Origin of the sequence: Novosphingobium sp. LASN5T (assembly GCF_003856955.1) — a bacterium.
GTDB lineage: Bacteria > Pseudomonadota > Alphaproteobacteria > Sphingomonadales > Sphingomonadaceae > Novosphingobium.
On the sequence record NZ_RQSI01000004.1, the window covers coordinates 47,671 to 70,267 of the forward strand.

Sequence of the window (22,597 nt, forward strand, 5' to 3'; positions counted from 1 at the left end):
CAGGCATCAAGTATCCGTCAAGCGCCGTTGCGCGCGCGGGATAAAAAGGGTTGGGCGGGGCAGTCGGGCTGGCGACCCACGTTCAGGAGTGTTAGGCCGGGTGCAATGGCAAGCGATGTCGCCCACATGATAGCCACGCGGCCGGGAACCTATACGCGCGGGACCGAGACGGTCGACGCCATTCTCAAGGCCGCGTTGACCGTGCTGATCGACGAAGGCGCGGGCGCGTTCACGATCCGCCGTATCGCCGCCGAATGCGGGATGAAGGTGGGCAACGTCAGCTACCATTTCCCGCGCAAGGAAATGCTGATCCAGATCCTGCTCGACGAGTTGCTGGAAAGCTATGACAAGCTGCTGGAGAACCGCGTCCGCCAGCCCGACCTGCCGGCGGAGGAAAGGCTGCGCCTGCTGATCGAGATTTGCCTGGATGATATCGCCGGCAAGCGCACCACGCGGCTGTTCACCGAACTGTGGGCGCTGGCCAACCAGAACGAATTCATCGCGGATCGGGTCCGGGCCTTTTACCAGGGGGTCCACGATTTCATCGGGGAATACGTAGCGCTGCTCAATCCCCGGCTGTCGCCCGATCAGGTGCACACGGTGGCGCTTTATATCAGCGCGTCGATGGAAGGCACTACGCCATTCCTCGGATATGAAAAACCGTGGGCCGCGAAGATGATGGCGTTTCGGACCATAGCCGCCCGCGCGCTGGTCGATCTCGCCAGAACGATAACGCCGGAACAGATTTCCGGCCTTCGGTAAGGCGCGCGAAGCAGCACGCGGCACAGAAGGGTCCTGACCCCAGGGCTGTGAGTGTGCCGGATGCGGAACAGGGCGATCATCGGGAGGGGTGTTGGGGCGGCCTCGATGGCGGCCGCGCTGGGATGCCTGCAACCCGGAATCGATCCGATCTACCTGACGGTGTTGAGCGATGCGCGGCCCGTGCCGCTGGAGGCGCACGGGCTGGTCGTGGGCTTTACCCAGGCCGGCTCCGCGCTGGGCGCACTGACGGTCTGGTGGCTGGGGCCGGTCCTGCCCCGAGGAAGCGTTGTGGCGGCGGCCGTGTTGGCATTCCTGTGCAGCTTGGCAACGGCGCTGGCCGGCAGCCTGGCGACCGTTCTCGCGTGCCGCGCCGGCTATGGCCTGGCAATGGGGGTGGTCTATGCCACCACCATGGCGGCCTATGCCGCGCACCGCCCCAGCAAGGCCTATGGCGCGGTCTATCTGACCCAGCTCATTCTCTCGACGCTGGTTTCGCTGGCCTTGCCCGAGCTGATGCTGGCGGCCGGCGCAAAAACCGCGCTGATGGCTATGGCGCTGGTACCGGCCCTCGCGCTGGTGGTGCTGGTGCCGTTCGTGCGGTCGGCATCGATGATCGATAGCCCGTCCGGCATCGCCGCGGGAAGGAGCGCGGTGCCGGTCGCCGGCTGGGCGCTGGCCGCGGCAACCTTCTGGTTCATCTGTTCGACGATGCTGGTGTGGAGCTTCTCGGCCGCGCTGGCCACGCGCGCGGGTATCGCCGATCGCACGATCGGGCAGGCCGTGGCGATCGGCTCCGTCGTCGGCGCGCTGACGGCGGTGGCGGTGATGCGCGAACGGCTGCTGGTGCCGCTGCCGGTCACCGCCCTGCTGTCCGGGCTGGCGCTCGCTTCGCCGGTGGTGCTGACGGTGCCGGGGGCGGACGGCGCCTATGTCGCGTCGATCGTGCTGCTCAACATCGGTTCCACCGCGATCATCATCCGATGCTCCGGGCTGGCGACGGCGTCGAGCCGGGATTCGCGCTTTCGCGTGTTCGTGGCCTGCACGCACAGTCTTGGGCTGATCGCCGGGCCGTTGCTGGGAACGGCGATGATGGCGCTGTTCGGGCGCGAGGGGTTGCTGATCGGCGTGGCGCTGGCCCTGACGGGAGGGCTGGTCTCGGTCGGCTGGGCGGTCCGCGCCGGATTTGCGGGTGCGACCGGCGCGAGTCCTCAAAAGGGTGGCGCGCCAGCCCCTATAGGCGCTTGACTAAAACTGGACGGGCGTCAAACCTTCACCCGACGACGCAGCGCCATGCTATCTTGCGGGGGCAAGGCGCATGGTGAAGGCGCCGCATCGGCCGTCGCAACCGAAGGGGGTCAAGGTCAGATGAAATCCATTGCCAGCCGCATGCTTTCCGCCATCCCGACGCTTGCCGCCTGCCTCGCGCTGTCGGTGATCGACGCGCCGCAGGCCTTGGCCGACACCGCCAATCCCACGGAGCCTGAAGAGTCGGACGTCGCCGCGATCACGCCGCCCAAGCCGGGCTGGATTTTCGTGAACCGGGGTTTCGTGTTCCCCGGCACCGCGATCTACGACACCGGCAACGGCAAGATGCTGGGTTTGGTGCAGACGGCGCTTCTGGCGGACATGGCGATCGATCCGGCGGGCAAGTTCTACTACGTGGCCGAAACGATCTGGAGCAAGGGCAATCGCGGCACGCGGCAGGACATGGTCACGGTCTATGATTCGACCAATCTCAAGCTGCAGGCCGAAATCCCGATTCCCGGCCGCCTGCTGATCGGCGGCCGCAAGCAGGACTTCATCCTGAGCGACGACGGCAAGCTGGGTTTCGTCTATAACTTCAGCCCCGCGTCGTCGGTCAGCGTGGTCGATCTGGAAAAGCGCAAGTTCCTGCGCGCGATCGAGCTGCCCGGCTGCGCCAGCCTTATCCCCAATCCCGGCGCCGGCTTCTCCGCGCTCTGCGCCGATGGTTCGCTGGCAACGGTCACGGCGGGTGCCGCGAAGCCCGCGATCACCCATTCGGCTCCGTTCTTTTCGGCGACCGACGATCCGATCTTCGACAACCTGATCTACGACAAGACGAAGCAGCAAGCGGTTTTCCTGTCCTACACCGGCAAGATCTATACCGCGAAGATGGCGGCGGCGCCGACGGTTTCCGAGCCCTTCTCGATCCAGGTGGCGGCCGGGCTGCGCGCGGGCGACACCAAGCCGCTCGACGTCAACTGGTATCCCGGCGGGGGGCAGCCGATGGCGCTCCACCGCGCGTCCGGCCATCTCTTCGTGCTGATGCACCCAGGCGAATACTGGACGCACAAGGCCGGCGGCACCGAAATCTGGGACGTCGATCTCGCGGCGAAGAAAGTGGTGAAGCGCGTGCCGATCACCGATCCGGCTACCACGATCGAGGTGACGCAGGAGGCTGCGCCCAAGCTGATGTATTCGGGCGGCGAGGGTGGTACGGTCCATGTGATTGACCTGAAGACCTGGGACGAAACGCTCAAGCTCGACCGTGCCGGCAGCGGCGTGATCACGGTTACGGACGCGCGGTGAGCGCTGTCGCCGCCGATCTTGCGGTATCGGGCCTGCGCGTCGCGGGGCTGGCCGGCGCGTTCGGCACTGGTCTGGTCTTCGTGCACGCGGGCCTGTCGAAGCTGCTCCATCGCGATGTGCTGCCCGGTGTGATCGCCAATTACCGGCTGCTGCCCGATGTGCTGGTCGCACCCGTGGCGGCGGTGCTGCCGTGGGCGGAACTGGTGCTGGGGGTGGCGTTGCTGGCGGGCGGGCCGCGCCTGGCCGTGGTGCCGGCGCTGCTCCTGCTCGGGCTGTTCGCAGCGGCGATGGCGGTGAACATCGGGCGCGGGCGGCGCTCGATCGACTGCGGCTGCGGGCGGTCGCAATTGCGCCAGACGCTGGGCTGGCCGCTGGTGGCGCGCAATGTGGTGCTGATGGCACTGGCGGCCTTGCGCCTGCCCGCCGCGCTGCCGTCCACCGGCTTCGAGCTGGCCACCGCCCTGGCGGGCGGCCTCAGCCTGTTCGTTTTCTATCTGCTGTTCAACGCCATCGCCGCGCTGGCTGTCTCGCCCGTCGCGGCCAGAGTCAACGCTGGAATCAAACGGAGGTGAGCCCATGCTGACGGCGCTTATCGTTTCGCAGGTCATTTCGTGGGGCGTGGTCCTCGCGCTCGTCGTTGCCGTGCTGGCGCTGGCGCGGCAGGTGGGCGTGCTGCACATGCGCGTGGCGCCGGCCGGGGCTTTGACCACGGCGGGCGGGCCTTCGGTGGGCGCGCGATCGGCCGCCATTCCGGCGCGGACGCTCGAAGGCGCGGCGGTGACCGTCGGTGGCGCCGCGCCCGGATCGGCGCTGCGCCTGCTGATGTTCGTGTCGGCCGCCTGCCCGCTGTGCAAGGGGCTGATTCCGATGGCCAAGTCGTTCGCGCGCGACGAGCGCGTGCAGCTGATCTTCGTGGGGGACGACGATCCGGCGGTGCAGCGCGGGATGATCGAACAGCACGGCCTGGGATCGTACCAGTTCATCAACGGGCCGGACGTGGGGCAGGCGTTCGAGGTGGGCAAGCTGCCTTACGCGGTGCTGCTCGACGCCGATGGCACGGTGCTGTCCAAGGGGCTGGTCAACAGCCGCGAACACCTGGAGAGCCTGGTGATCGCGCACGAGATGGGCGTCCGTTCGGTGCAGGACTATATCGGAAGCCTGAAGGCGGAAGTGGCGTGATGGCTGTGGCGCGGCTGGCCCGCGCGGACAATTTCAAGGGGGCATGGTCATGAAGAAGTTCGATGCGGACGCCATGGGCGAAACGCTGCTTCGCCGTTTCGCGGGCGGCACCTCGCGCCGTGGCATCCTGGCGCGGCTGGGCGCGGCGCTGGTGGCCGCCCCGGTGTTTCCGCTGCTGCCGGTCAGCCGGGCCGAGGCGGCCAAGCCTGACCGGTCGGGCGAAGGCAAGACCGCTTTCGCCCGCGTGGCGCAGAGCAAGGACAACACCAAGTGCGATTACTGGCGCTATTGCGCGATCGACGGTTCGCTCTGCACCTGCTGCGGCGGCGGCATCCACACCTGCCCGCCCGGCGCGGAACCTTCGCCGGTTTCGTGGGTGGGCACCTGCGTCAATCCCGATGACGGCAAGTCCTACCTGATCGCCTATCGCGATTGCTGCGGCAAAGCGTACTGCATGCAGTGCGATTGCAACAATACCGATCGCGAGACGCAGCTCTACGTGCCGCAGCTCAACAACGACGTGATCTGGTGCTTCGGCACGAGCAGCATGGAATACCACTGCTCCACCGCCGTGCTTGTCGGCCCGGCCTGACCGGGCGATTGCGCGAACGGACCGCGCAGAGGGATATTGGCGGCATGGCGTTTCGTTCCTGGCCCGTTTTCTGCCTGGCGCTGTTGGCGCTGGCCTGTGCCGTCGGGCGCGCGGACGGGCGCGCGACGCCGGCCCAGCCCAGTACGCCCCAGCTCACCCCGGCCGAGGTGATGGTCGATCCGGAACTGGCGCGGTCGGACTATGTCGAGCATTGCGCCGGCTGCCATGGGGTGCAGGGCAAATCCGCGCCCGCGCCGCTGCCCGAACTGTTCGGCCGCGTCGGCTGGTTCATGTGCACGCCGCAATCGCGCGCCTATCTGCTGCGCCTGCCCAATATCGCGCACAGCCGGATCAAGGATAACGCGGAACTGGCGGACATGATGAACTACGTGGTCTTCGTGATCGGCGCGGGCAGCGTGCCGCCGGGGACCAGGCCGTTCACGGGCGCGGAAGTGACGCGCGAACGGCCGCTGGTGATGGATTCGGCCTCGCTGACCGCCGAACGCGCCCGCCATGCCGCCGACGCGATCCGCAAGTGCCGCGCGCCGGCCTCGCTCGGCCTGCTCTATCCGGGCGAGACCAAGTGACCCGGGCTCGGGAATGTGGTAAGCGGCGCCGATGATCGCGCCCACCCCCATCGACATCCTGCGCCTGCTGGTGCGCGGCGCGGCCGACGGAATCGATGGCGTGCTGGTGACGCTGGCGGGCATTGAGGGCACGTCTTCGCGCGCGATTGGCACGCAGATGGCGGTGCTGGCCGATGGCCGCCACGCCGGTTCGTTCTCGGGCGGTTGCATCGAGGCCGCGGTGATCGCCGAGGCGCTGGACGTGCTGGCGCGCGGCGAGGGGCGGGTCATCCGCTATGGTTCCGGATCGCCCTATATCGATATCCGCCTGCCTTGCGGCGGGGGCATCGACCTGTTGTTCACGCCCTGCCGCGATGCGCGATCGATCGTGGCCGTGCTGGGGGCGCTGGCCCGACGCGAACCGATGGCGCTCGCGCTCGGCGTCGCGGGGGCCGCGCCTGCCGTGGCCGATGCCCCGGCAGGATGGAGTGCGGACGCGTTTGTGCAGCACTACGTGCCGCCACTGCGGCTGGTGGCGGTGGGGCAGGGCGAAGACCTTGCTGCGCTCGCCCGGCTGGCCATGGCGTTCGGCATCGAGGTCATCGCGCATGCGCCCGAACGCGATCCGTTGATGCGGGAAGCCGCCGGGGCGATGGCGGTCCATCCGATGGCGTCGCGCACGGCGGAAGTCGCTTTCGAAAGCGATGCGTGGACGGCGATCGTCTTTCTGTTCCACGACCACGATTGGGAAGAGGCTCTGCTGCCGCGCGCGCTGGCCGCGCCGGCCTTCTACCACGGCGCGATCGGCAGCCGGCGGACACACCGCGCGCGGGTGGACATGCTGCGCGCGGCAGGCGTGCCGGAATCGCGGATCGATGCCTTGCGCGGCTCGATCGGCCTGATTCCGTCCACGCGCGATCCGGCCACTCTGGCGCTGTCGATCCTGGGCGAGGTGGTGCAGGATTATCAGGCCTGCGCCGGCGGTGTCGAATGGACGACCGCCAGGGCGCAACCAGCCGCCGCCGACCCGACCGCCACGCTGCGTGGCTGATCCGGATTTTGCGGGCATCGCGGTCATCCTGCTGGCGGCAGGACGGGGCACGCGGTTCGGTGGAGCCAAGCTGGACGCGGATCTGGAGGGACGGCCTGTAGCCTTCCATGCGGCCGCCATGTTGGCCGGCTTGCCCTTCGCCCAGCATTTTGCCGTCGTGCGCGAGGATACGCCCGCCCTTGCTCCGCTCGGCTGGACGACCCTGCCGCTCGATTCTCCCCACGCGCCGCAATCCCGCTCGCTGGCGATCGGCGTGGCGGCGGCGCGGGCAGCGGGCGCACGCGGTGTGCTGATTGCGCTGGCGGATATGCCGCTGGTGCCGGCCGCCCATGCCGCGGCGCTGGTTTCGGCGTTCGACGGGGACCGCATCGCCAGCGGCGCGGGGGGGCAACGCATGCCGCCGGCTCTGTTCGGCGCGAGGCACTTCGGCGCGCTGGAGGCCCTGTCCGGGGACCGGGGCGCGGGCGCGCTGCTGGCGGACGCGCCTTGCCTGCCGCTGCCACCGGGGGCGGAACTGGACGTGGACCGGCCCGAAGACCTGGCGCGCGCCCAGAGTCTTTTGCGGTCCGGCCTTCTGTGATGCGGGGGGCCGTGCTAGTCGGCAGGGCATGACCGCCCGCCTAGAGCCATTTCACGCCATTGCCGTCAGCCGCATCGCCCATCGCCTGGGCACGGAGGGGCGTTCGATCATCCACATGGAATTCGGCCAGCCTTCCACCGGCGCGCCCGAACAAGCGATCGCCGCCGCGCACCATGTGCTCGATACCGATCCCATGGGCTACTGGGAAAGCCCGAAGCTGAAAGCGCGGATCGCCCGGCACTATCAGGAAACCTGTGGCGCGGTGATCGATCCCGAACAGATCGTGTTGACCTGCGGGGCATCGCCGGGGCTGGTGCTGGCGCTGTCGCTGCTGTTCGATCCCGGCGCGCGCGTCGCCATCGCGCGGCCCGGCTATGTCGCCTATCGCAACAACCTGCGCGCGCTGCACATGGAGCCGGTGGAACTGCCCTGCGGCGAGGCGGAGCGCTATCAGGTGACCGCCGCCGCGCTCGACGCGCTGGACCCGGTCCCCGACGGGCTGATCCTGGCCAGCCCCGCCAATCCCACCGGCACGGTGATCGAACCCGCCGAACTGGCGGCGATCGCCGAGGTCTGCCGCCGCAAGGGCATCCGCGTGATCTCGGACGAGATCTACCACGGCATCACCTATGGCGCGCCGGCGGTGTCGATGCTGGCCGAAGACCGCCAGGCGATCGTGGTCAACAGCTTCTCCAAGTATTTCAGCATGGCCGGCTGGCGGCTGGGCTGGGTGGTGGTGCCCGCCGCGCTGGTGGACCAGGCGCGGGCGCGGATGGGCAACCTGTTCCTGACGCCGCCGGTGCTGGCGCAGCACGCCGGGCTGATCGCGTTCGATTGTCGCGACGAACTCGAAGGCCATGTCGCCACTTATGCGCGCAACCGCGATCTGTTGCTGGCGGCGCTGCCGGGCATGGGGCTGGGCCGCATCGCCCCGCCCGATGGCGCGTTCTACATCTATGCCGACATCGGCCACCTGACCGACGACAGCCTGGCCTTCTGCATCCGCCTGCTGGAGGAAACCGGCGTCGCCACCGCGCCGGGTATCGATTTCGATCCGGTGGAGGAGCACCGCTTCATCCGCATCAGCTTCGCGGTATCGACCGATCGCGTGATCGACGCGATCGAGCGGATGCGGCCCTGGTTCGCGGCGCGCACGGCGGAAGCGCGCGCCGTCTCGGCCTGAGGGGGCAGGTTTCCCACCCCCAGCCCCTCCCGCAAGCGGGAGGGGAGAAGAAGGGATAGCCCCTCCCGCAAGCGGGAGGGGAGCGAGACTTGCGTCGCCGCAGGCGGCGCTAGTCGCAGCGGGGTGGGCCTTCTGCGCTCCTACGTTCGCAAAACCGACAAGCCCCGATTTTTGCCCGTGACGGCGGCATTACGTGTTGCGGTGCAGCATTGTTTGGCGCACTGTCCCCAACCATGATCAAGGCGGGTCTCCATCACCTCACGCGCTATTCCTACAACAAGCCGGTCATGCTGGGGCCGCAGGTCATCCGCCTGCGACCCGCGCCGCACAGCCGCACGGCGGTGCCCAACTATTCGCTGAAGATCAGCCCGCCCAACCACTTCCTGAACTGGCAGCAGGACCCGCTGGGCAACTGGCAGGCGCGGATCGTGTTTCCCGAGCCGGTGGACCATTTCCAGATCGAGGTGGACCTGCTGGCCGAGCTGGCGGTGATCAACCCGTTCGATTTCTTCGTCGAGGAATACGCCGAGGAATACCCCTACACTTATGCCCCCGCGCTGGCCTCCGATCTTGCCGCCTATTTCGAGACGGAACCGCAAGGCCCGCTGTTCGATGCGCTGTATAAGCGCTTCCGGGGTCATCAGGGCCGCACGATCGATTTTCTCGTGGAGATCAACCAGGCGGTCAACCAGACCGTCGGCTATGTCATCCGCATGGAGCCGGGCGTGCAGTCGCCCGAGGAAACGCTGGAGATCGGCACCGGATCGTGCCGCGATTCGGCGTGGCTGCTGGTGCAGTTGCTGCGCCGCCTGGGGTTCGCTGCGCGGTTCGTCTCGGGTTATTCGATCCAGCTGACGCCCGATGTGGTCGCGGTCGACGGGCCGAAGGGCGTGTCGCAGGACATCTGCGACCTGCACGCCTGGGCGGAAGTCTATGTTCCCGGCGCGGGCTGGATCGGGCTGGACGCCACCTGGGGCCTCTTCGCGGGCGAAGGCCATATTCCGCTCTGCGCGACGCCGCACTACCGCTCCGCCGCGCCGATCGAAGGCGTGGTGATGGAGCCGGTCCATTCGGACTTCCGGTTCGAGATGGAAGTCTCGCGCATCCAGGAAGCGGTGCGGATCACCAAGCCGTTCACCGAGGCGCGCTGGGACGCCCTGCTCGCGCTGGGCGACAAGGTGGACGCCGATCTGGCCGCGGGCGACGTGCGACTCACCATCGGCGGCGAGCCGACCTTCATTGCCGAGGACGATTTCGAGGCACCCGAATGGAACAGCGCGGCGGTCGGTCCGACCAAGGCCGCCTATGCCGACCGGCTGATCCGCCTGCTGCGCGAACGGTTCGCGCCGGGATCGCTGCTCCACCACGGGCAGGGCAAGTGGTATCCCGGCGAAAGCCTGCCGCGCTGGGGCTATTCGATCTACTGGCGCGCCGATGGCGTGCCGATCTGGCGCGATCCGTCGCTGATCGCCGGGGAAAGTCTGCCGCAGGCGCAGGCGGCTGATGCGGAGGCCGAGGCCGGGGCGCCGCAACCCGATGCCGCGATGGCCCACGTGTTCCTGACCACGGCCGCGCGCAATCTGGGGGTGGAGGAGGAGTTCGTCCAGCCGGTCTATGAAGACGCGGTGGAATGGATCGTGAAAGAGGCGGAGCTTCCCGCCAACACCAGCCCCACCGATCCGCAGCTGGACGATCCGGAAGCCCGGCAGCGCTTCATGCGCACGTTCCAGCGCGGACTGACCAGGCCCGTGGGCTATGTCCTGCCAGTGCAGCGCTGGCACGCCGCGCCATCGCGGGTGACGCGCTGGCAGAGCGAGCGCTGGAAAGTGCGGCGCGGCGCGCTCTATGCGGTGCCGGGTGACAGCGCGCTGGGCTATCGCCTGCCGCTGGGATCGCTGCCTTTCGTGCCGCCGTCCGACTATCCCTATATCCACCCGCGCGACACCGCCGAGCCGCGCGAGCCGCTGGCCGATTTCCGCGCGCAAGTGGCGGAGCGCGGGCATCAGGTGCGCGACGCGGCGACCCCGGCGGAAGCCGCCGCCGAACAGGCCAGCATCGCGGTCGAAGGCCCGGCGGGCACGGCGCAGCGCCGGATCGAGCAGGTCGCGATCGAAGGCGCGGTCCGCACCGCGCTGACGGTGGAGCCGAAGGACGGCTATCTGTCCGTGTTCCTGCCGCCCGTGGAATCGCTGGACGATTATCTCGACCTGATCGCGGCGGTGGAGCAGGTTGCCGAGGAAACGCGCGTGCCAGTGCGGATCGAGGGCTATCCCCCGCCGCCCGATCCGCGCCTGACGGTGCTGAAGATTACCCCCGATCCCGGCGTAATCGAAGTGAACATCCAGCCGGCGAAATCGTGGCGCGAAGCGGTGGACATCACCGAAACGCTGTACGAATGCGCGCGCGAGGTGGGGCTGACGGCGGACAAGTTCATGGTCGATGGCCGCTCCGTCGGCACCGGCGGCGGCAACCACATCGTGCTGGGCGGGCCGACCCTGCTCGATTCGCCGTTCATCCGCCGGCCGGACCTGCTCAAGAGCTTCGTGCTTTACTGGCAGCGCCATCCCGCGCTCAGCTACCTGTTTTCGGGCATGTTCATCGGCCCGACCTGCCAGGCCCCGCGCATCGACGAAGCGCGGCACGATGCGTTATACGAACTGGAGATCGCGCTGGCGCAGGTTCCCAATCCGAATCACGGGCCGGACCAGCCACCACCGCCCGCCTGGGTGGTGGACCGCCTGTTCCGCAACCTGCTGGTCGACGTGACGGGCAATACCCACCGCACCGAAATCTGCATCGACAAGCTGTTTTCGCCCGATGGCCCGACTGGTCGGCTCGGCCTGGTCGAGTTCCGCGGGTTCGAGATGCCGCCCGACGCCAGGATGAGCCTGGCGCAGCAATTGCTGCTGCGGGCGCTGACCGCCTGGTTCTGGAAGCAGCCGCAGGACGGACCGCTGGTGCGCTGGGGCACGCAGTTGCACGACCGCTTCATGCTGCCGCATTACGTCTGGGCCGATTTCCTCGACGTGCTGGCCGATCTGCGCGCTGCGGGGTACGATTTCGATCCGGTGTGGTTCGAGGCACAGCGCCAGTTCCGCTTCCCGGTGCACGGCGCGGTCGAGGGCGGCGGCGTGCAGCTTGAAGTGGCGCACGCGCTGGAGCCGTGGAACGTGCTGGGCGAAACCGGCGCGATCGGCGGCACGGTGCGCTATGTCGACAGTTCGACCGAACGGTTGCAGATCCGCGCCAGCGGGCTGGTGCCGGGCCGCCACGTGATCGCCTGCAACGGGCGGCGGCTGCCCCTGCAGCCGACCGGCGTTCCGGGCGAGGCCGTGGCCGGGGTGCGCTACAAGGCGTGGTTCCCCGCCAACTGCCTGCACCCAATGATGCCGGCCCACGCGCCGCTGACGTTCGACATCCTCGATACGTGGAACGGCCGTTCGCTGGGGGGATGCGTCTATCATGTGGCGCATCCGGGCGGGCGGAACTATGATACCGTGCCCGTCAACGGTTATGAAGCGGAAGCCCGGCGCAAGGCGCGCTTCCAGGATCACGGCCATTCGCCGGGCAGCCAGGCCATTCCGGCCGAGGAAGCAGCAGGGGAGTTTCCGATGTCGCTCGATCTCAGGCGTCCCGCGCATCTGATCTGATGGCGTTGGTCGAGAACGCAGCGCCGCCCGCCCCGGCCACGAACCGGTTGCAGGACTACCCGGTCGACGTCGACGCGGGCGACCTGTTTCGCCATGCCTCGGGCGATGTCGCCGAAAAGTGGGTGGCCATGGCCAACGGCCTGTCCACGCTGGCGGCGGAATCGGGCCTTTCGGTGCAGGAACTGGTCGCGCGCCAGATCCAGGACATGGGCATGAGCTTCCGCATCGCCGGCGATGACGAGGAGCGCGAATGGCCGCTGACGCCGATGCCGCTGCTGATCGGCGCGCAGGAATGGGCGGAGGTGGAACGCGGGCTGATCCAGCGCGCGCGGCTGCTCGAACAGCTTGTGGCGGATATCTATGGCCCGCAGCGGCTGGTGGACGATGGTTTCCTGCCCGCCGCCGTGATCGCGGGCAGCCGCTATTTCGCGCGCAACATGGTGGGGCTGAAGCCGCGCGCCGATCATTACCTGCATGTCTATGCGGTCGATCTGGCGCGGGGGCCGCGCGGGCAGTGGCGCGTGCTGGGAGACCGGCTGCGGCTGGCCAACGGCATCGGCTATGCGCTGGAGAACCGCCTGGCCCTGTCGCGCGGCACCGGCACGCTGCTGTCGGAGATCAACGCCCGGCGCGTCGCGCGCTTCTTCGGCGATCTGCGCGCGGGAATTGCCCGCGATTGCCAGCGCGAAAGCCCGCGCATCGCGCTGCTCACGCCCGGCCGGTTCAACCAGAGCTATCCCGAACAGGCCCATCTCGCGCGTTATCTGGGCTTTCCGCTGGTGGAAGGGCGCGATCTGGCGGTGATCGACGATCGGCTCTATATCCGCACGATCGCCGGGCCGAAGCGGATCGACGCGGTCTGGCGCTGGATCGACACCAATGCGCTCGATCCGCTGAGCTTCGATGCGCGCTCGACCATCGGCGTGCCGGACATGTTCGATGCCTGGGCTTCGGGCGGGCTGGAGATGGCCAACTGGCCGGGCGTCGAACTGCTGGAGGCACCGGCCTTCGCCGCGTTCATGCCGCGCCTGTGCCGCACCCTGCTGGGCGAGGAGCCGCTGCTGCCGAACATCGCGACATGGTGGTGCGGGCAGCCGGTGGAAGCGGACATCGTGCGCGCGCGGTTCGACGAGTTCGTCATCACGCCGGCGTTCGGCCAGCCGGTCGAGGGGCTGGAGGACGGGTGCGGCGTAGCCGGGGCCAGCCTTTCCCCTTCCGCGCGCGACCTGCTGTTCGATGCGATGCAGCGGCGTCCGATGGACTACTGCGGGCAGGAAATCGTCCATCTTTCCACCACGCCCGCGCTGGTGGGGGATCGGTTCGAGCCGCGCCCGTTCACGCTGCGCGCGTTCGTGGCGCGCGGGCCGGATGGCGAATGGACCGTCATGCCCGGCGGATTCGCGCGGCTCGCGTCCTCCGGCGGGTTGCTCACCTCGCTGATGGGCGAAGGTGATCTCTCGGCCGACGTCTGCGTGGTCGATACGGCGGCGGTGCCGGATTACGGATCGACCACCCTGGGCGATGCCCCGGCGATCCGGCGCGGCGGCGGCATCCTCGCCAGCCAGGCGGCCGACAACCTGTTCTGGTTCGGCCGCTATTGCGAGCGCGCGGAAATGACGGTGCGGATCGTCCGCTCGATCCTGGGCAGTTCGATCGAGGTCGATGCGGGCGGGGGCATCAACCCCGCCGTGCGCGAAAAGCTCGTGGAGCTGCTGTTCCTGTGGGGCGCGATCCGGGCGAAGGACCAGAAGCTGTCCGCGCACGAGGCCTGCCGCATCGCGCTGGGCGATGGCGGGCTGCCGGGCAGCGTCAGCACGCTGCTGGGGAATATCCGCAGCGTCGGCCTGTCGTTGCGCGACCGGTTCGCGCCCGATTTCTGGCGCATCGCCAGCCGGCCGATGCCCAAGCTGGATTCGCACCGCCCCGGCGCCCTGTTGCGCGTGGCGCGGGAACTGGTGGAACGGTTCGGCGCGCTGGCCGGACTGGGCGCGGAGGACATGGTGCGCGGGCCGGCCTGGCGCTTCCTCGACATCGGCCGGCGGCTGGAACGCGCGCTCGCGGTCTGCCGGATGACGCGCCAGCTGGGCGTGCTGCCGGAAGCCGATGCGCTGGGCGCGCTGCTGGACCTGTGCGACAGCCAGATCACCTACCGGTCGCGCTATCTCAGCGTGCCGTTGCGCGATCCGGTGCTGGACCTGTTGCTGCTCGATGCGGAAAATCCGCGGTCGCTGGTGTTCCAGTTGCAGACGCTGGCCGCGCATGTCACCGCCTTGCCGGCGCTTGGCGAGGACAACCTGCCCGAAGCGCCCTTGCGCGAAACGCGCGCCGCGCTCGCGCCGTTCCTCAGCCTGACGATCGATGCCGTCGATGACCGCCTGCTGGGCGAGACGGAACGGCGCCTGCTGACTCTGTCCGAAGCGATTTCCGCGCGATACTTCCTGCAGTTCGAACGGTCCGAACCCGTGGTGCGCAGCAATCTGCTGGTATGATGGTCCGGCGATGATCTACGATGTCCGGCATCTCACCACCGTGCAATACGCGGGCGGCGTGCGTCTGGCGCGCTTCAACCTGCGCCTGAAGCCGGCGTCGTGGCCGGGACAGATCCTGCGCGATTATACGCTGAACATCGATCCGGCGCCGTCCGCGATCCAGCAGGAAAGCGGGCCGTGGGTGGTCAACCGCGCGCGCCTGTCGATCGATGCGCCGCTGAAGAAGCTGTCGATCGAGGCCCGGTTCCGCGTGGAAGTGGCGCCGCCGTGCTTTTCGCTCGACATGGCGGTCAGCCCCACCGTGGCGCAAGTGCGCGAACGAACGCTGGTGCGGCGCGATCTGTCGTCCACCAGCCCCGCCGGTTATCTCTACGGTTCCACGGTGGCGCAGATTTCGCCCGAGATCGCGGGCTGGGCGACCCGGTTCTTCACCCCCGGAACGCCCACGCTGGCCGCCGGGCGGGCGCTGATGGAAGCGATCCATGGCGAGTTCAAGTACGATGGCAGCGCCACGGTAGCGGATACGCCGCCCGACGTGGCGTTCCGCCTGCGCCGTGGCGTCTGCCAGGACTTCGCCCACATCATGATCGTGGCGGCGCGCGCGCACGGCATTCCCGCGGCCTATGTCAGCGGTTATCTCCGCACGCTGCCGCCGCCGGGCAAACCGAGGCTGGTTGGCGCCGACGCCATGCACGCCTGGGTCAACCTGTGGTGCGGGGACGAATTGGGCTGGGTCGGCTTCGATCCCACCAACGCAATCTTCGCGGGCACCGATCACATCTTCACCGCGATGGGGCGCGACTATGCCGACGTCGCCCCGATCGACGGCGTGTTTCTGGGCGGCGGAAGCCAGAACATGACTGTTGCCGTGGACGTTGTTCCGGTCGATTGAACGGGGTGGGCGCGGGGCCGATCCCGCGGGAGAGTAAACCTTTTGCGCCGGCAAGCGGAATTGCGCGCAGGCAGCGGGTGCAATCCCGGAGCAGCTTCCTATCTTCGCGCGATCGGGCCATGCTGCCCGGAACAGGAGACAGGCGCATGGCGCACCCCACGTTGTTCGAACCGCTTGATATCGGCGGGCTTTCGCTTTCCAACCGCATCGTGATCGCGCCGATGTGCCAGTATTCTGCCGTCGATGGCGAGATGACCGACTGGCACCTCATGCACCTCGGCAATCTTGCCCAATCGGGCGCGGGCGTGCTGACGATCGAGGCGACGGCCGTGCTGCCGGAAGGGCGGATCAGCTATGCCGACGTCGGCCTGTGGGATGACCGGACCGAGGCGGCGATGGCCCGTGTGGTGGAAAGCCTGCGCCGCCATTCGCCGATGCCCATCGCCATCCAGCTGGGGCATGCCGGGCGCAAGGCTTCGACCGACAAGCCGTGGCTGGGCAAGGGCCAGATCGCGCCGGACGCGGACAACGGCTGGCAGACCGAGGCGCCTTCCGCCGTTCCGTTCGCCGCCGGAGAGAACCCGCCGCTGGCGCTCGACCGCGCCGGGATGGACCGCATCCGCGATGCCTTTGCCGAAGCGGCGCGGCGCGCGGCGCGGATCGGTATCGATGCCGTGCAGATTCACGGTGCGCACGGCTATCTGCTGCACCAGTTCCTGTCGCCGCTTTCGAACCGGCGGGATGATGCCTATGGCGGCAGCCTGGAGAACCGGATGCGGTTCCCGCTGGAAGTGTTCGATGCCGTGCGCGCCGCCTTCCCGGCGGAGCGCCCGGTGACGGTCCGCGTATCCGGAACCGACTGGGTGGACGGCGGCTGGGATGCGGAGCAGACCGTCGCCTTCGCGCGCGAACTGGAGCGCCGGGGCGCGGCCGCGATCCACGTCTCCAGCGGCGGCCTTGATCCGCGTCAGGCGATTCCCGTGGCTCCCGGATATCAGGTGCCGCTGGCGCGCGCGGTGAAGCAGGCCGTCTCCATTCCCGTGATCGCGGTCGGGCTCATCACCGGGTTCGAGCAGGCTGAACAGATCGTCGCTTCGGGCGATGCGGACCTCGTCGCGCTGGCGCGCACCATCCTCTACGACCCGCGCTGGCCCTGGCACGCGGCGGCCCATCTTGGCGCCTCGGTCCATGCGGCGGACCAGTATCTTCGCTGCCAGCCGCACCAGTATCGCCATCTCTTCGCGGCGGGCTGAAGCGCTGCCGACGCAAAAGGGGAGGGGCCTGGAGCACGTGGCCCCAGACCCCTGCCCGATGGCTCTACGCCCGCGTCAGAGCGCGATGCTGAGCGAAGCGCGGATCGAATAGTCGACCACGCCCTGCGCCCGTTCAGCCCCCCCGGTCAGGCGCCAGGTGTAGTCCAGGCCGCCCTGCAGGATGCTGACCTTGCCCAGCCAGGCCGACTTCAGGCTGTCCGGCGTCAGCGCGAACTGGTTGCCGTCGGTGAAGTTGGCGAGCGTGGTGCCGAGATGGCCCGAAAGCTGGTTGCGCCGGCCGCCTTCGACTTCGACGGTGAACGGGCGGCCTTCATAGGAGCTGGGGCCGCTGCTCCAGCTCGCGACCAGCGTGGTCGTGCCGGTCAGCGCGCTGCTGTTGCGCCCGGCCACCTCCAGGATGATCGGCGCGCTGCCGGTTTCGTCATAGGCGTTTTCGTGCAGGCGATAGTATTCGACGATCGCCTTGGGGCGCAGCTGGAAGTTGCCGCCCACATCGAAGCCATAGGACGCGCCGCCCGATCCGGTGATCATCCAGCCCTTCCACTTGCCAGCCGCGGTATAATTGAAGCTGGTGCCGCTGACGGCCCCCGTGAAGGTGCGCGCGGAGGTTGCCGAAAGGCGGCTCCCCCCCACCCGGGCGAAGGCGTAGAACGGCCCCTTGGCCATGCGCCAGAAGGCGCCGACCTCGAGGTTGCTGGTCTTCACCGACTGGTAGCTGCTGGTGTTCACCTTGCCGCTGATCCAGGTAAGCGAAAGGCCGACGTTGCCGATGCCCGTCACGCGTTCAAGCCCGCCGGAAAGGCCGAAGCCATGGTCGGAGAAGCCGGCGGTGCCGGTCGTCTGCTTGCCGCCGTGGAAATAGATCGGCTCGAACCAGCCGCCCACGTTGCTGATCGTGAACAGCGAGGAATCGTCCTGCACGTGCTGCGCGGCAAGACGGGAGCCGCGTGTCACGAAATCGAACACGCCCCCGGCATAATCGGGCATCAGCTGGTTGAACTGCGCTTGCAGCGTGGGCGTGTCGGCCACCTGCAGCAGGTCGGTTTCGAGAGCGGAAGGGGTGCCGCCGGCGGCCGTCAGCGCCTGGGCCTGCGCGATGATCGGGTTGTAGATGGCGCCTTGCGCGGCGGTCAGCCCCAGTTGCGCGGCGGTCTTGCGGGCGATGGTGAGTTGCAGGTTGTTGCCCTGCGTGGCCAGGGTGCCGGCGTAGAGGACCGGCAGGGCCAGATTGCTGGCGCTCAGGTTCGAAGCGCCCGTAAGGCCGTTGGACGTCAGCACCGTATACGTGCCTTCCGCCTTGGCGATGGACGTGAGCGAGGCGGTGATCTTAGATCCGCTGGCGAACGTCGCCGTATTGGTGACGAAGGTTGAACTCGTGCCGGTGGTGCCATCGACATAGACGCCCAGCGTGCCGTTCGCGCCCACGTTGAGCGAGTTGACCGCGATGTTGCCGGTCGCGTTGGCGGCGAACAGGCCCGAGTTGACGTTGACCGTTGCCTGCGAACCGCCCGTGACGGTGCCCCGCCAGATCGAGCTGTCGTTGAGCGTCAGCGTGGCCGGCTGGTCGTTGAAGATCAGCGTGCCGGTGAAGCGCGAATTGCCGCCCATCGTCATCGTGGCGGTGCCCGTGCCGAAATCGATGTTGCCGATATACTTCGAATCGTCGGCCATGATCACGGTGTCGTTGCCGGCGCCAAGGAACGTGTTGCCGGTGATCTTGCCGGTTTCGACATCCAGCGTGTCGTTGCCGCTGCCGGTGTAGATGTTGCCGGTGATCGCCGCATAGACCGTGGCGGTATCGACGTTGTAGCCCGCCGCGGCCTTGTCGGTCTTTTGCGAGGCCGCATCGGTCGCGTTGAGGTACTGCTTGACGGTGACGCCGCTGGTGTTGGCGGAAAGATCGATCGCCCCGGACTGGCTGCCCTGGTTGGAGGTGATGAAGCCGGTGTTGTTCACCGTCGTCAGCGTGCCCGACAGGTCGCGGACCGCATAGGCGCTGATGCCCAGCGATGTGCTGGCGGCCTTGACCGTGCCGCTGACGTAAAGCGTGGGAACCGTGGAGCCCTGGTTGATGAGAATGGCGGTGGCGTTGGCATCGTTGGTCGTCGCGGTGACGTTGCCGTTGATGCCGATGCCGCCGGCCAGGTTCACGTTGCCGCCCTTGCCCCCGATCACGATGCCATAGGCGTTGGTCGAGCTGTAATAGGCATTGGCGGTCACGCTGCCGTCCACCGCCACCGAATAGGTGCCATCGTTGCTGACCACGGTGCCGATCGCGATGTTGTTCGCGCCGCCGATCTGGAGCCCGGGGCTGCTACCATAGGACTGGATCGAACCGGTGGTCTCGGTCGACGTGCTGGAATTGGGAGCCGCGATCAGGACCCCGCCCGCGACGTTTCCGTCCACTTCCACCGCGGCTGCCCCGCTTTGCAGCGCGGTGCGCGAAAGAACCTGCGAGGTGCCGTCGTCGGCGGTGTAGGTGGTGGCTTGCCCCAGGGTGCCGTTGATCTTCAGCGTGCCGCCGATATCGCCGCTGGTGACCAGCGCCTGCGCGCCCTGGCCGATCGCCGTGACGGTTCCGCCCACGGTGACATTGCCGGTTACCGCGGACGTGCGGATGCCGGCGCTGTTATCGCCCTTTACCGAGATCGTGCCGGTATTGCCGAGATTGCCGTTGAGCGTCGAATCGAGCGCGATGCCGGCGGAATTGAGTCCCTCGACGGAGATCGTGCCGGAGTTGGTGACCGATCCGGTCACCGTGCCGCCCGATAGCACGTGGATGCCGTACCGGTTCGATGCGGCCGCGATGGGGCCATCGGCGATGTTGACGCCGTTGTTGGTGATGAAGGGGGCGGTGTAATTCTCGGTGACGTTGATCGCCCCGGCGTTCGATATCGTGGTGGTGGTGCCGGGGTTGACGGTGATCCCGGTCGCGCCGTTGCCCGCGCCCATGGCGATCGTGCCACCTGAAGCGACGGTAGCGGTGTTGGAGGAATCGACCGTCACGGCGCTGCCGTTGACCAGCGTGATCGTGCCGCCGCTGGCGACTGTTACATTGCCGCCTGTCGAGGTGAGAACGGGGGTGGTGCTGTTGCCGCCGACCGTGGTGTCGGCCAGGGCAACCTGTGCGCCGAGCGCGAAGGTCAGCGAACCGAGCGAAACGGCAGCGAAGAAACGGGGCGTGCGGTGACGATGCATGGGGGGACGTGATCCGTGAAATGGGGCCTGCGATCGAATCGCAGGCCCGGTTTTGTGGTGCGACCCGCAAGCTCGACTGATGCCGGCGGTGTTCTCGACAGGGCGGAAACAACGCGACATCGAACTTCGAGGGTAAGGGGCCACGGTGGTTCCGGTGACTAAAACGGCCCAGCCTCTCAAACCCTTCGCGCCGGGGGCGATGAAATATTTCGTTGCGCAACGTCGGTAAATTCGCCGTTCAGGGTTGGACCGCCAGCAAGAGCCGGGCCGTGGGTTCCCGATGACGGAACGGCGCGTGGAGGCGACAGTCGGTGTGACTTTCCTAGGCGATTCCGGAGCGGACGGGGCATTCGCGACCGACCATGCCTCGCTTGCGCCCGACGCTCCCATGCTGTGGTCGGCGTTCGATGACCTGTCGTTGATGGGTGAAGTGGGACGTGGCGTGATCGCCGCGTTTTCCGTGCTGGTCGAACGGCATACCCCCGCGCTTTACCGCGTGGCGATGCGTATGCTGGGCGATGGCCACGAAGCCGAAGACGTGGTGCAGGAATGTTTCGCGCGTCTGTGGCAGCAGGCCCCGCGGTGGCAATCGAGCGGGGCGGGGCTGGTGGGCTGGCTCCATCGCGTCGCGATGAACCTGTGCTTCGACCGGAAGCGCCGTTTTCGCGTGGTGATCACGCCCGATCTGCCCGAACGCGCCGATCCCATGCCGCTGGCCGACGCCACGATCGAGGCGGATCAGGCGCGGGCGGCGGTTGCAGGGGCCCTGGCGGACCTGCCCGAACGGTATCGGGCCGCGCTTGTGCTGTGCTATTACGAGGGCTTCACAAACGCGCTTGCCGCCGAAGTTCTGGAACTTAACATAAAGGCCATGGAATCGCTTCTGTTCAGGGCTCGGCGTCACTTGCGCGAACTGCTGGAAGCGCGCGACGTGGGCGTTGCCGATCTGCGCGCACGCGAACCGGTCGTGGCCTATGGCATGGAACTGCGGGCATGAGGCGGGTGATCCCGATCGCACCCGCCGCGCGCGAGGCGGCGCTGGACCGCGCGCTGGACCAGCTATCTGCGCCGGCTGTTCCCGCTGACCTGATCGCGCGGATCGTGCGGGAAGTGCCGCTGCTGCCTCAGGCTGTCGCGCCACAGGCGGCAGCCACTGGCGTGACGGCGCGGCCGGTGGCGGCGCAGGTGGCGGCGTCGGTTCCGTCCCAGCGGCCACGCCACCCTGTCTGGCGGCGGCTGGCGGCTGGCGGCGGCATCGGAGCGCTGGCTGCCGGAATAGCGGCCGTGGCGATGATAGGGATGGGTGCCGATCCGCAGGGTATTCCGGCGAGCGGAGGCGGCGCTCCGATGGCATTCGCGCCGGCCGTGCCGGACACGGCTGACGGAAAGCCGCCCGCCCTCGCAGCGCCCCGGACGAAACTGGCGGCCGCGGCCACCCCTTCGCGCCCCGTGACCGCGCAGACAGCCATGCCGGAGGAGGAGGCGATTCCAGTCGAGGCATCGCCCGCTGTTCCGGTGGAAATGACGCCCGAGGTTCTGGCGTCGGCGGCCGCGGCGCCGAAGGGCGAACTCATCGGCCCTCGCGATGACGACGACGAAAAGACCGGTCCGCAGATACCGTCGCGCGGATTGATGGGGCCGCCCGCGCCGCAGGCTTACGGCTATGTCGGCGCTCTCTCTCCGCCGGGAGGTGGCTCCGCTGCCGTGCCCGGCGCTCCGGCGCAGGAAAATTCCGCGCCCCCGCCCGGACGAGGCCCCGGCGGCCGTCTGCCCGGCGGTGCTGGCGGCGGCCATCCGTTCTGATCGCCGCGGGGCGAAGCGGCCCCTCATTGCATCACCCCTGCCGGAAACAGGACCGCATGCATGGCGGCCGCGGTGAGATCGCGCTTCTGCCAGAATGCCGGGCGGGGGCCGGCTAACGACACGCGCCGCATGCCTTCCAGCCCCGGCGAGGCGCACAGGTTGTCGCTATCCGCCTGAATGCAGGTGACGCTGAGTCCACGCAGCAGGCGCAGGGTGCGATGCGGATCGCTATCGGGCACGTCGTGCAGCCGCAGCCACGCCGGCCCTGCGTGGAAATGGACCGTGGGATCGGGGCGGATCAGCACCACGGACGAAATGCGATGCCGCAGATCGGGCGGAACCGCGCCCAGTCCGGTGTCGAGAATGTCCGCGCCGAACGTGAAGCCGATCAGCGCGACGTGTTCGGCGCCGCTGGCGGACAGCGCCTTGCGAATGCTGTCATCCACCAGTTGATCGACATAGGCCCGGTCCTTGTCGCCCACGAACAGGGAGGGGGTGTCCACCCTCAGCACGGGCACGCCCTGGCGTCGCAGGGCCGTTGCTATGTCGGGCTCGTCGCCCATCGGCAGCAGCCCGGCTGTCCCGGCGAAATAGACGGCGACCGGGCGGCCGGTAACGGATCGCGCGGCGGGTTGAAAGCGCGTCGGATCGCGCAGGAAGCAACCGCCCGCCCCGACCGCCGCCACGGCGACGATGGGGAGGACGGCTGCCCAGCCCAGCAATTTGCGACCCAAAGAGCTATCGGCCATTTGCTTCAGATACCCGCTGCCCTCTATCCCGCGCGTGGGGAAAGCATTAACACGCTGTCATCAACTGTCATGGAACGGG

18 protein-coding genes are annotated in these 22,597 nt (G+C 68.2%); 16 read left to right on the forward strand and 2 right to left on the reverse strand.

Features of this window, described 5'->3' with window-relative positions:
- The first annotated feature begins 126 nt into the window (after nt 1-126).
- The 14 genes from EH199_RS04580 (at nt 127) to EH199_RS04645 (ending at nt 16,747) form a co-directional block, all read left to right on the forward strand.
- A complete protein-coding gene (locus EH199_RS04580) occupies nt 127-762 on the forward strand; it encodes a TetR/AcrR family transcriptional regulator (RefSeq protein WP_124808093.1) in 636 nt (211 codons plus the stop codon).
- Nucleotides 763-867: 105 nt separating this feature from the next.
- The gene (locus tag EH199_RS04585) at nt 868-2,007 is read left to right on the forward strand and encodes an MFS transporter (RefSeq protein ID WP_124808094.1); all 1,140 of its coding nucleotides are present in this window, start codon (nt 868-870) and stop codon (nt 2,005-2,007) included.
- Nucleotides 2,008-2,127: 120 nt separating this feature from the next.
- Entirely contained in the window at nt 2,128-3,312 is a 1,185-nt protein-coding gene (locus EH199_RS04590; protein WP_124808095.1) for an amine dehydrogenase large subunit, read from the forward strand.
- Nucleotides 3,309-3,884: a MauE/DoxX family redox-associated membrane protein gene (locus tag EH199_RS04595; protein WP_124808096.1), complete on the forward strand. Its 576-nt coding sequence runs from the start codon at nt 3,309-3,311 to the stop codon at nt 3,882-3,884. Before EH199_RS04590 ends, EH199_RS04595 begins: the two co-directional genes overlap by 4 nt.
- A 4-nt stretch (nt 3,885-3,888) precedes the next feature.
- The gene (locus EH199_RS04600; RefSeq protein ID WP_124808097.1) at nt 3,889-4,491 is read left to right on the forward strand and encodes a methylamine utilization protein MauD; all 603 of its coding nucleotides are present in this window, start codon (nt 3,889-3,891) and stop codon (nt 4,489-4,491) included.
- Nucleotides 4,492-4,540: 49 nt separating this feature from the next.
- A complete protein-coding gene (locus EH199_RS04605; protein WP_124808098.1) occupies nt 4,541-5,083 on the forward strand; it encodes a methylamine dehydrogenase light chain in 543 nt (180 codons plus the stop codon).
- A 44-nt stretch (nt 5,084-5,127) separates the two neighbouring features.
- Entirely contained in the window at nt 5,128-5,670 is a 543-nt protein-coding gene (locus EH199_RS04610) for a cytochrome C (RefSeq protein ID WP_124808099.1), read from the forward strand.
- A gap of 31 nt (nt 5,671-5,701) precedes the next feature.
- Nucleotides 5,702-6,700 carry an XdhC family protein gene (locus EH199_RS04615; RefSeq protein WP_124808100.1) on the forward strand — a complete coding sequence of 333 codons (999 nt, stop codon included), beginning with the start codon at nt 5,702-5,704 and terminating at the stop codon, nt 6,698-6,700.
- Complete coding sequence (locus tag EH199_RS04620) at nt 6,693-7,280, forward strand: NTP transferase domain-containing protein (protein ID WP_190287128.1); 588 nt, start codon at nt 6,693-6,695, stop codon at nt 7,278-7,280. Before EH199_RS04615 ends, EH199_RS04620 begins: the two co-directional genes overlap by 8 nt.
- A gap of 28 nt (nt 7,281-7,308) precedes the next feature.
- Nucleotides 7,309-8,463, forward strand: coding sequence for an aminotransferase class I/II-fold pyridoxal phosphate-dependent enzyme (locus EH199_RS04625; RefSeq protein WP_124808102.1), 1,155 nt, complete (start codon nt 7,309-7,311; stop codon nt 8,461-8,463).
- A 233-nt stretch (nt 8,464-8,696) separates the two neighbouring features.
- Entirely contained in the window at nt 8,697-12,113 is a 3,417-nt protein-coding gene (locus tag EH199_RS04630) for a DUF2126 domain-containing protein (RefSeq protein ID WP_124808103.1), read from the forward strand.
- Nucleotides 12,113-14,602: a circularly permuted type 2 ATP-grasp protein gene (locus EH199_RS04635; RefSeq protein WP_124808104.1), complete on the forward strand. Its 2,490-nt coding sequence runs from the start codon at nt 12,113-12,115 to the stop codon at nt 14,600-14,602. Before EH199_RS04630 ends, EH199_RS04635 begins: the two co-directional genes overlap by 1 nt.
- A 10-nt stretch (nt 14,603-14,612) precedes the next feature.
- Entirely contained in the window at nt 14,613-15,494 is an 882-nt protein-coding gene (locus tag EH199_RS04640; RefSeq protein ID WP_124808105.1) for a transglutaminase family protein, read from the forward strand.
- Between the two features lie 146 nt (nt 15,495-15,640).
- Nucleotides 15,641-16,747: an NADH:flavin oxidoreductase/NADH oxidase gene (locus tag EH199_RS04645; protein ID WP_124808106.1), complete on the forward strand. Its 1,107-nt coding sequence runs from the start codon at nt 15,641-15,643 to the stop codon at nt 16,745-16,747.
- A gap of 75 nt (nt 16,748-16,822) precedes the next feature.
- Here the strand turns inward: EH199_RS04645 and EH199_RS04650 are convergent, their stop codons facing one another.
- The gene (locus EH199_RS04650; RefSeq protein WP_124808107.1) at nt 16,823-19,966 is read right to left on the reverse strand and encodes an autotransporter outer membrane beta-barrel domain-containing protein; all 3,144 of its coding nucleotides are present in this window, start codon (nt 19,964-19,966) and stop codon (nt 16,823-16,825) included.
- A gap of 280 nt (nt 19,967-20,246) precedes the next feature.
- On the opposite strand from EH199_RS04650, the gene EH199_RS04655 reads away from it, so the two are divergent.
- Together EH199_RS04655 and EH199_RS04660 are read left to right on the forward strand one after the other, a co-directional pair.
- Nucleotides 20,247-20,963 (forward strand): RNA polymerase sigma factor, encoded by a 717-nt coding sequence (locus tag EH199_RS04655; protein ID WP_124808108.1) that lies wholly within the window; start codon nt 20,247-20,249, stop codon nt 20,961-20,963.
- The gene (locus EH199_RS04660) at nt 20,960-21,769 is read left to right on the forward strand and encodes a hypothetical protein (protein ID WP_124808109.1); all 810 of its coding nucleotides are present in this window, start codon (nt 20,960-20,962) and stop codon (nt 21,767-21,769) included. The genes EH199_RS04655 and EH199_RS04660 overlap by 4 nt, the downstream gene beginning before the upstream one ends.
- 23 nt (nt 21,770-21,792) lie before the next feature.
- Here the strand turns inward: EH199_RS04660 and EH199_RS04665 are convergent, their stop codons facing one another.
- Nucleotides 21,793-22,518, reverse strand: a complete 726-nt coding sequence (locus EH199_RS04665; protein WP_124808110.1) for an AcvB/VirJ family lysyl-phosphatidylglycerol hydrolase — start codon at nt 22,516-22,518, stop codon at nt 21,793-21,795.
- Nucleotides 22,519-22,597: the final 79 nt, after the last annotated feature.

Bases quoted from the DNA above. Each gene is read 5' to 3' on its own strand.
- EH199_RS04615 (WP_124808100.1), top strand. From the start codon at position 5,702: ATGATCGCGCCCACCCCCATCGACATCCTGCGCCTGCTGGTGCGCGGC.
- EH199_RS04635 (WP_124808104.1), top strand. From the start codon at position 12,113: ATGGCGTTGGTCGAGAACGCAGCGCCGCCCGCCCCGGCCACGAACCGG.
- EH199_RS04630 (WP_124808103.1), top strand. From the start codon at position 8,697: ATGATCAAGGCGGGTCTCCATCACCTCACGCGCTATTCCTACAACAAG.
- EH199_RS04665 (WP_124808110.1), bottom strand. From the start codon at position 22,518: ATGGCCGATAGCTCTTTGGGTCGCAAATTGCTGGGCTGGGCAGCCGTC.
- EH199_RS04600 (WP_124808097.1), top strand. From the start codon at position 3,889: ATGCTGACGGCGCTTATCGTTTCGCAGGTCATTTCGTGGGGCGTGGTC.
- EH199_RS04640 (WP_124808105.1), top strand. From the start codon at position 14,613: ATGATCTACGATGTCCGGCATCTCACCACCGTGCAATACGCGGGCGGC.
- EH199_RS04660 (WP_124808109.1), top strand. From the start codon at position 20,960: ATGAGGCGGGTGATCCCGATCGCACCCGCCGCGCGCGAGGCGGCGCTG.
- EH199_RS04650 (WP_124808107.1), bottom strand. From the start codon at position 19,966: ATGCATCGTCACCGCACGCCCCGTTTCTTCGCTGCCGTTTCGCTCGGT.
- EH199_RS04655 (WP_124808108.1), top strand. From the start codon at position 20,247: ATGACGGAACGGCGCGTGGAGGCGACAGTCGGTGTGACTTTCCTAGGC.
- EH199_RS04625 (WP_124808102.1), top strand. From the start codon at position 7,309: ATGACCGCCCGCCTAGAGCCATTTCACGCCATTGCCGTCAGCCGCATC.
- EH199_RS04605 (WP_124808098.1), top strand. From the start codon at position 4,541: ATGAAGAAGTTCGATGCGGACGCCATGGGCGAAACGCTGCTTCGCCGT.
- EH199_RS04585 (WP_124808094.1), top strand. From the start codon at position 868: ATGGCGGCCGCGCTGGGATGCCTGCAACCCGGAATCGATCCGATCTAC.
- EH199_RS04610 (WP_124808099.1), top strand. From the start codon at position 5,128: ATGGCGTTTCGTTCCTGGCCCGTTTTCTGCCTGGCGCTGTTGGCGCTG.
- EH199_RS04645 (WP_124808106.1), top strand. From the start codon at position 15,641: ATGGCGCACCCCACGTTGTTCGAACCGCTTGATATCGGCGGGCTTTCG.
- EH199_RS04580 (WP_124808093.1), top strand. From the start codon at position 127: ATGATAGCCACGCGGCCGGGAACCTATACGCGCGGGACCGAGACGGTC.
- EH199_RS04590 (WP_124808095.1), top strand. From the start codon at position 2,128: ATGAAATCCATTGCCAGCCGCATGCTTTCCGCCATCCCGACGCTTGCC.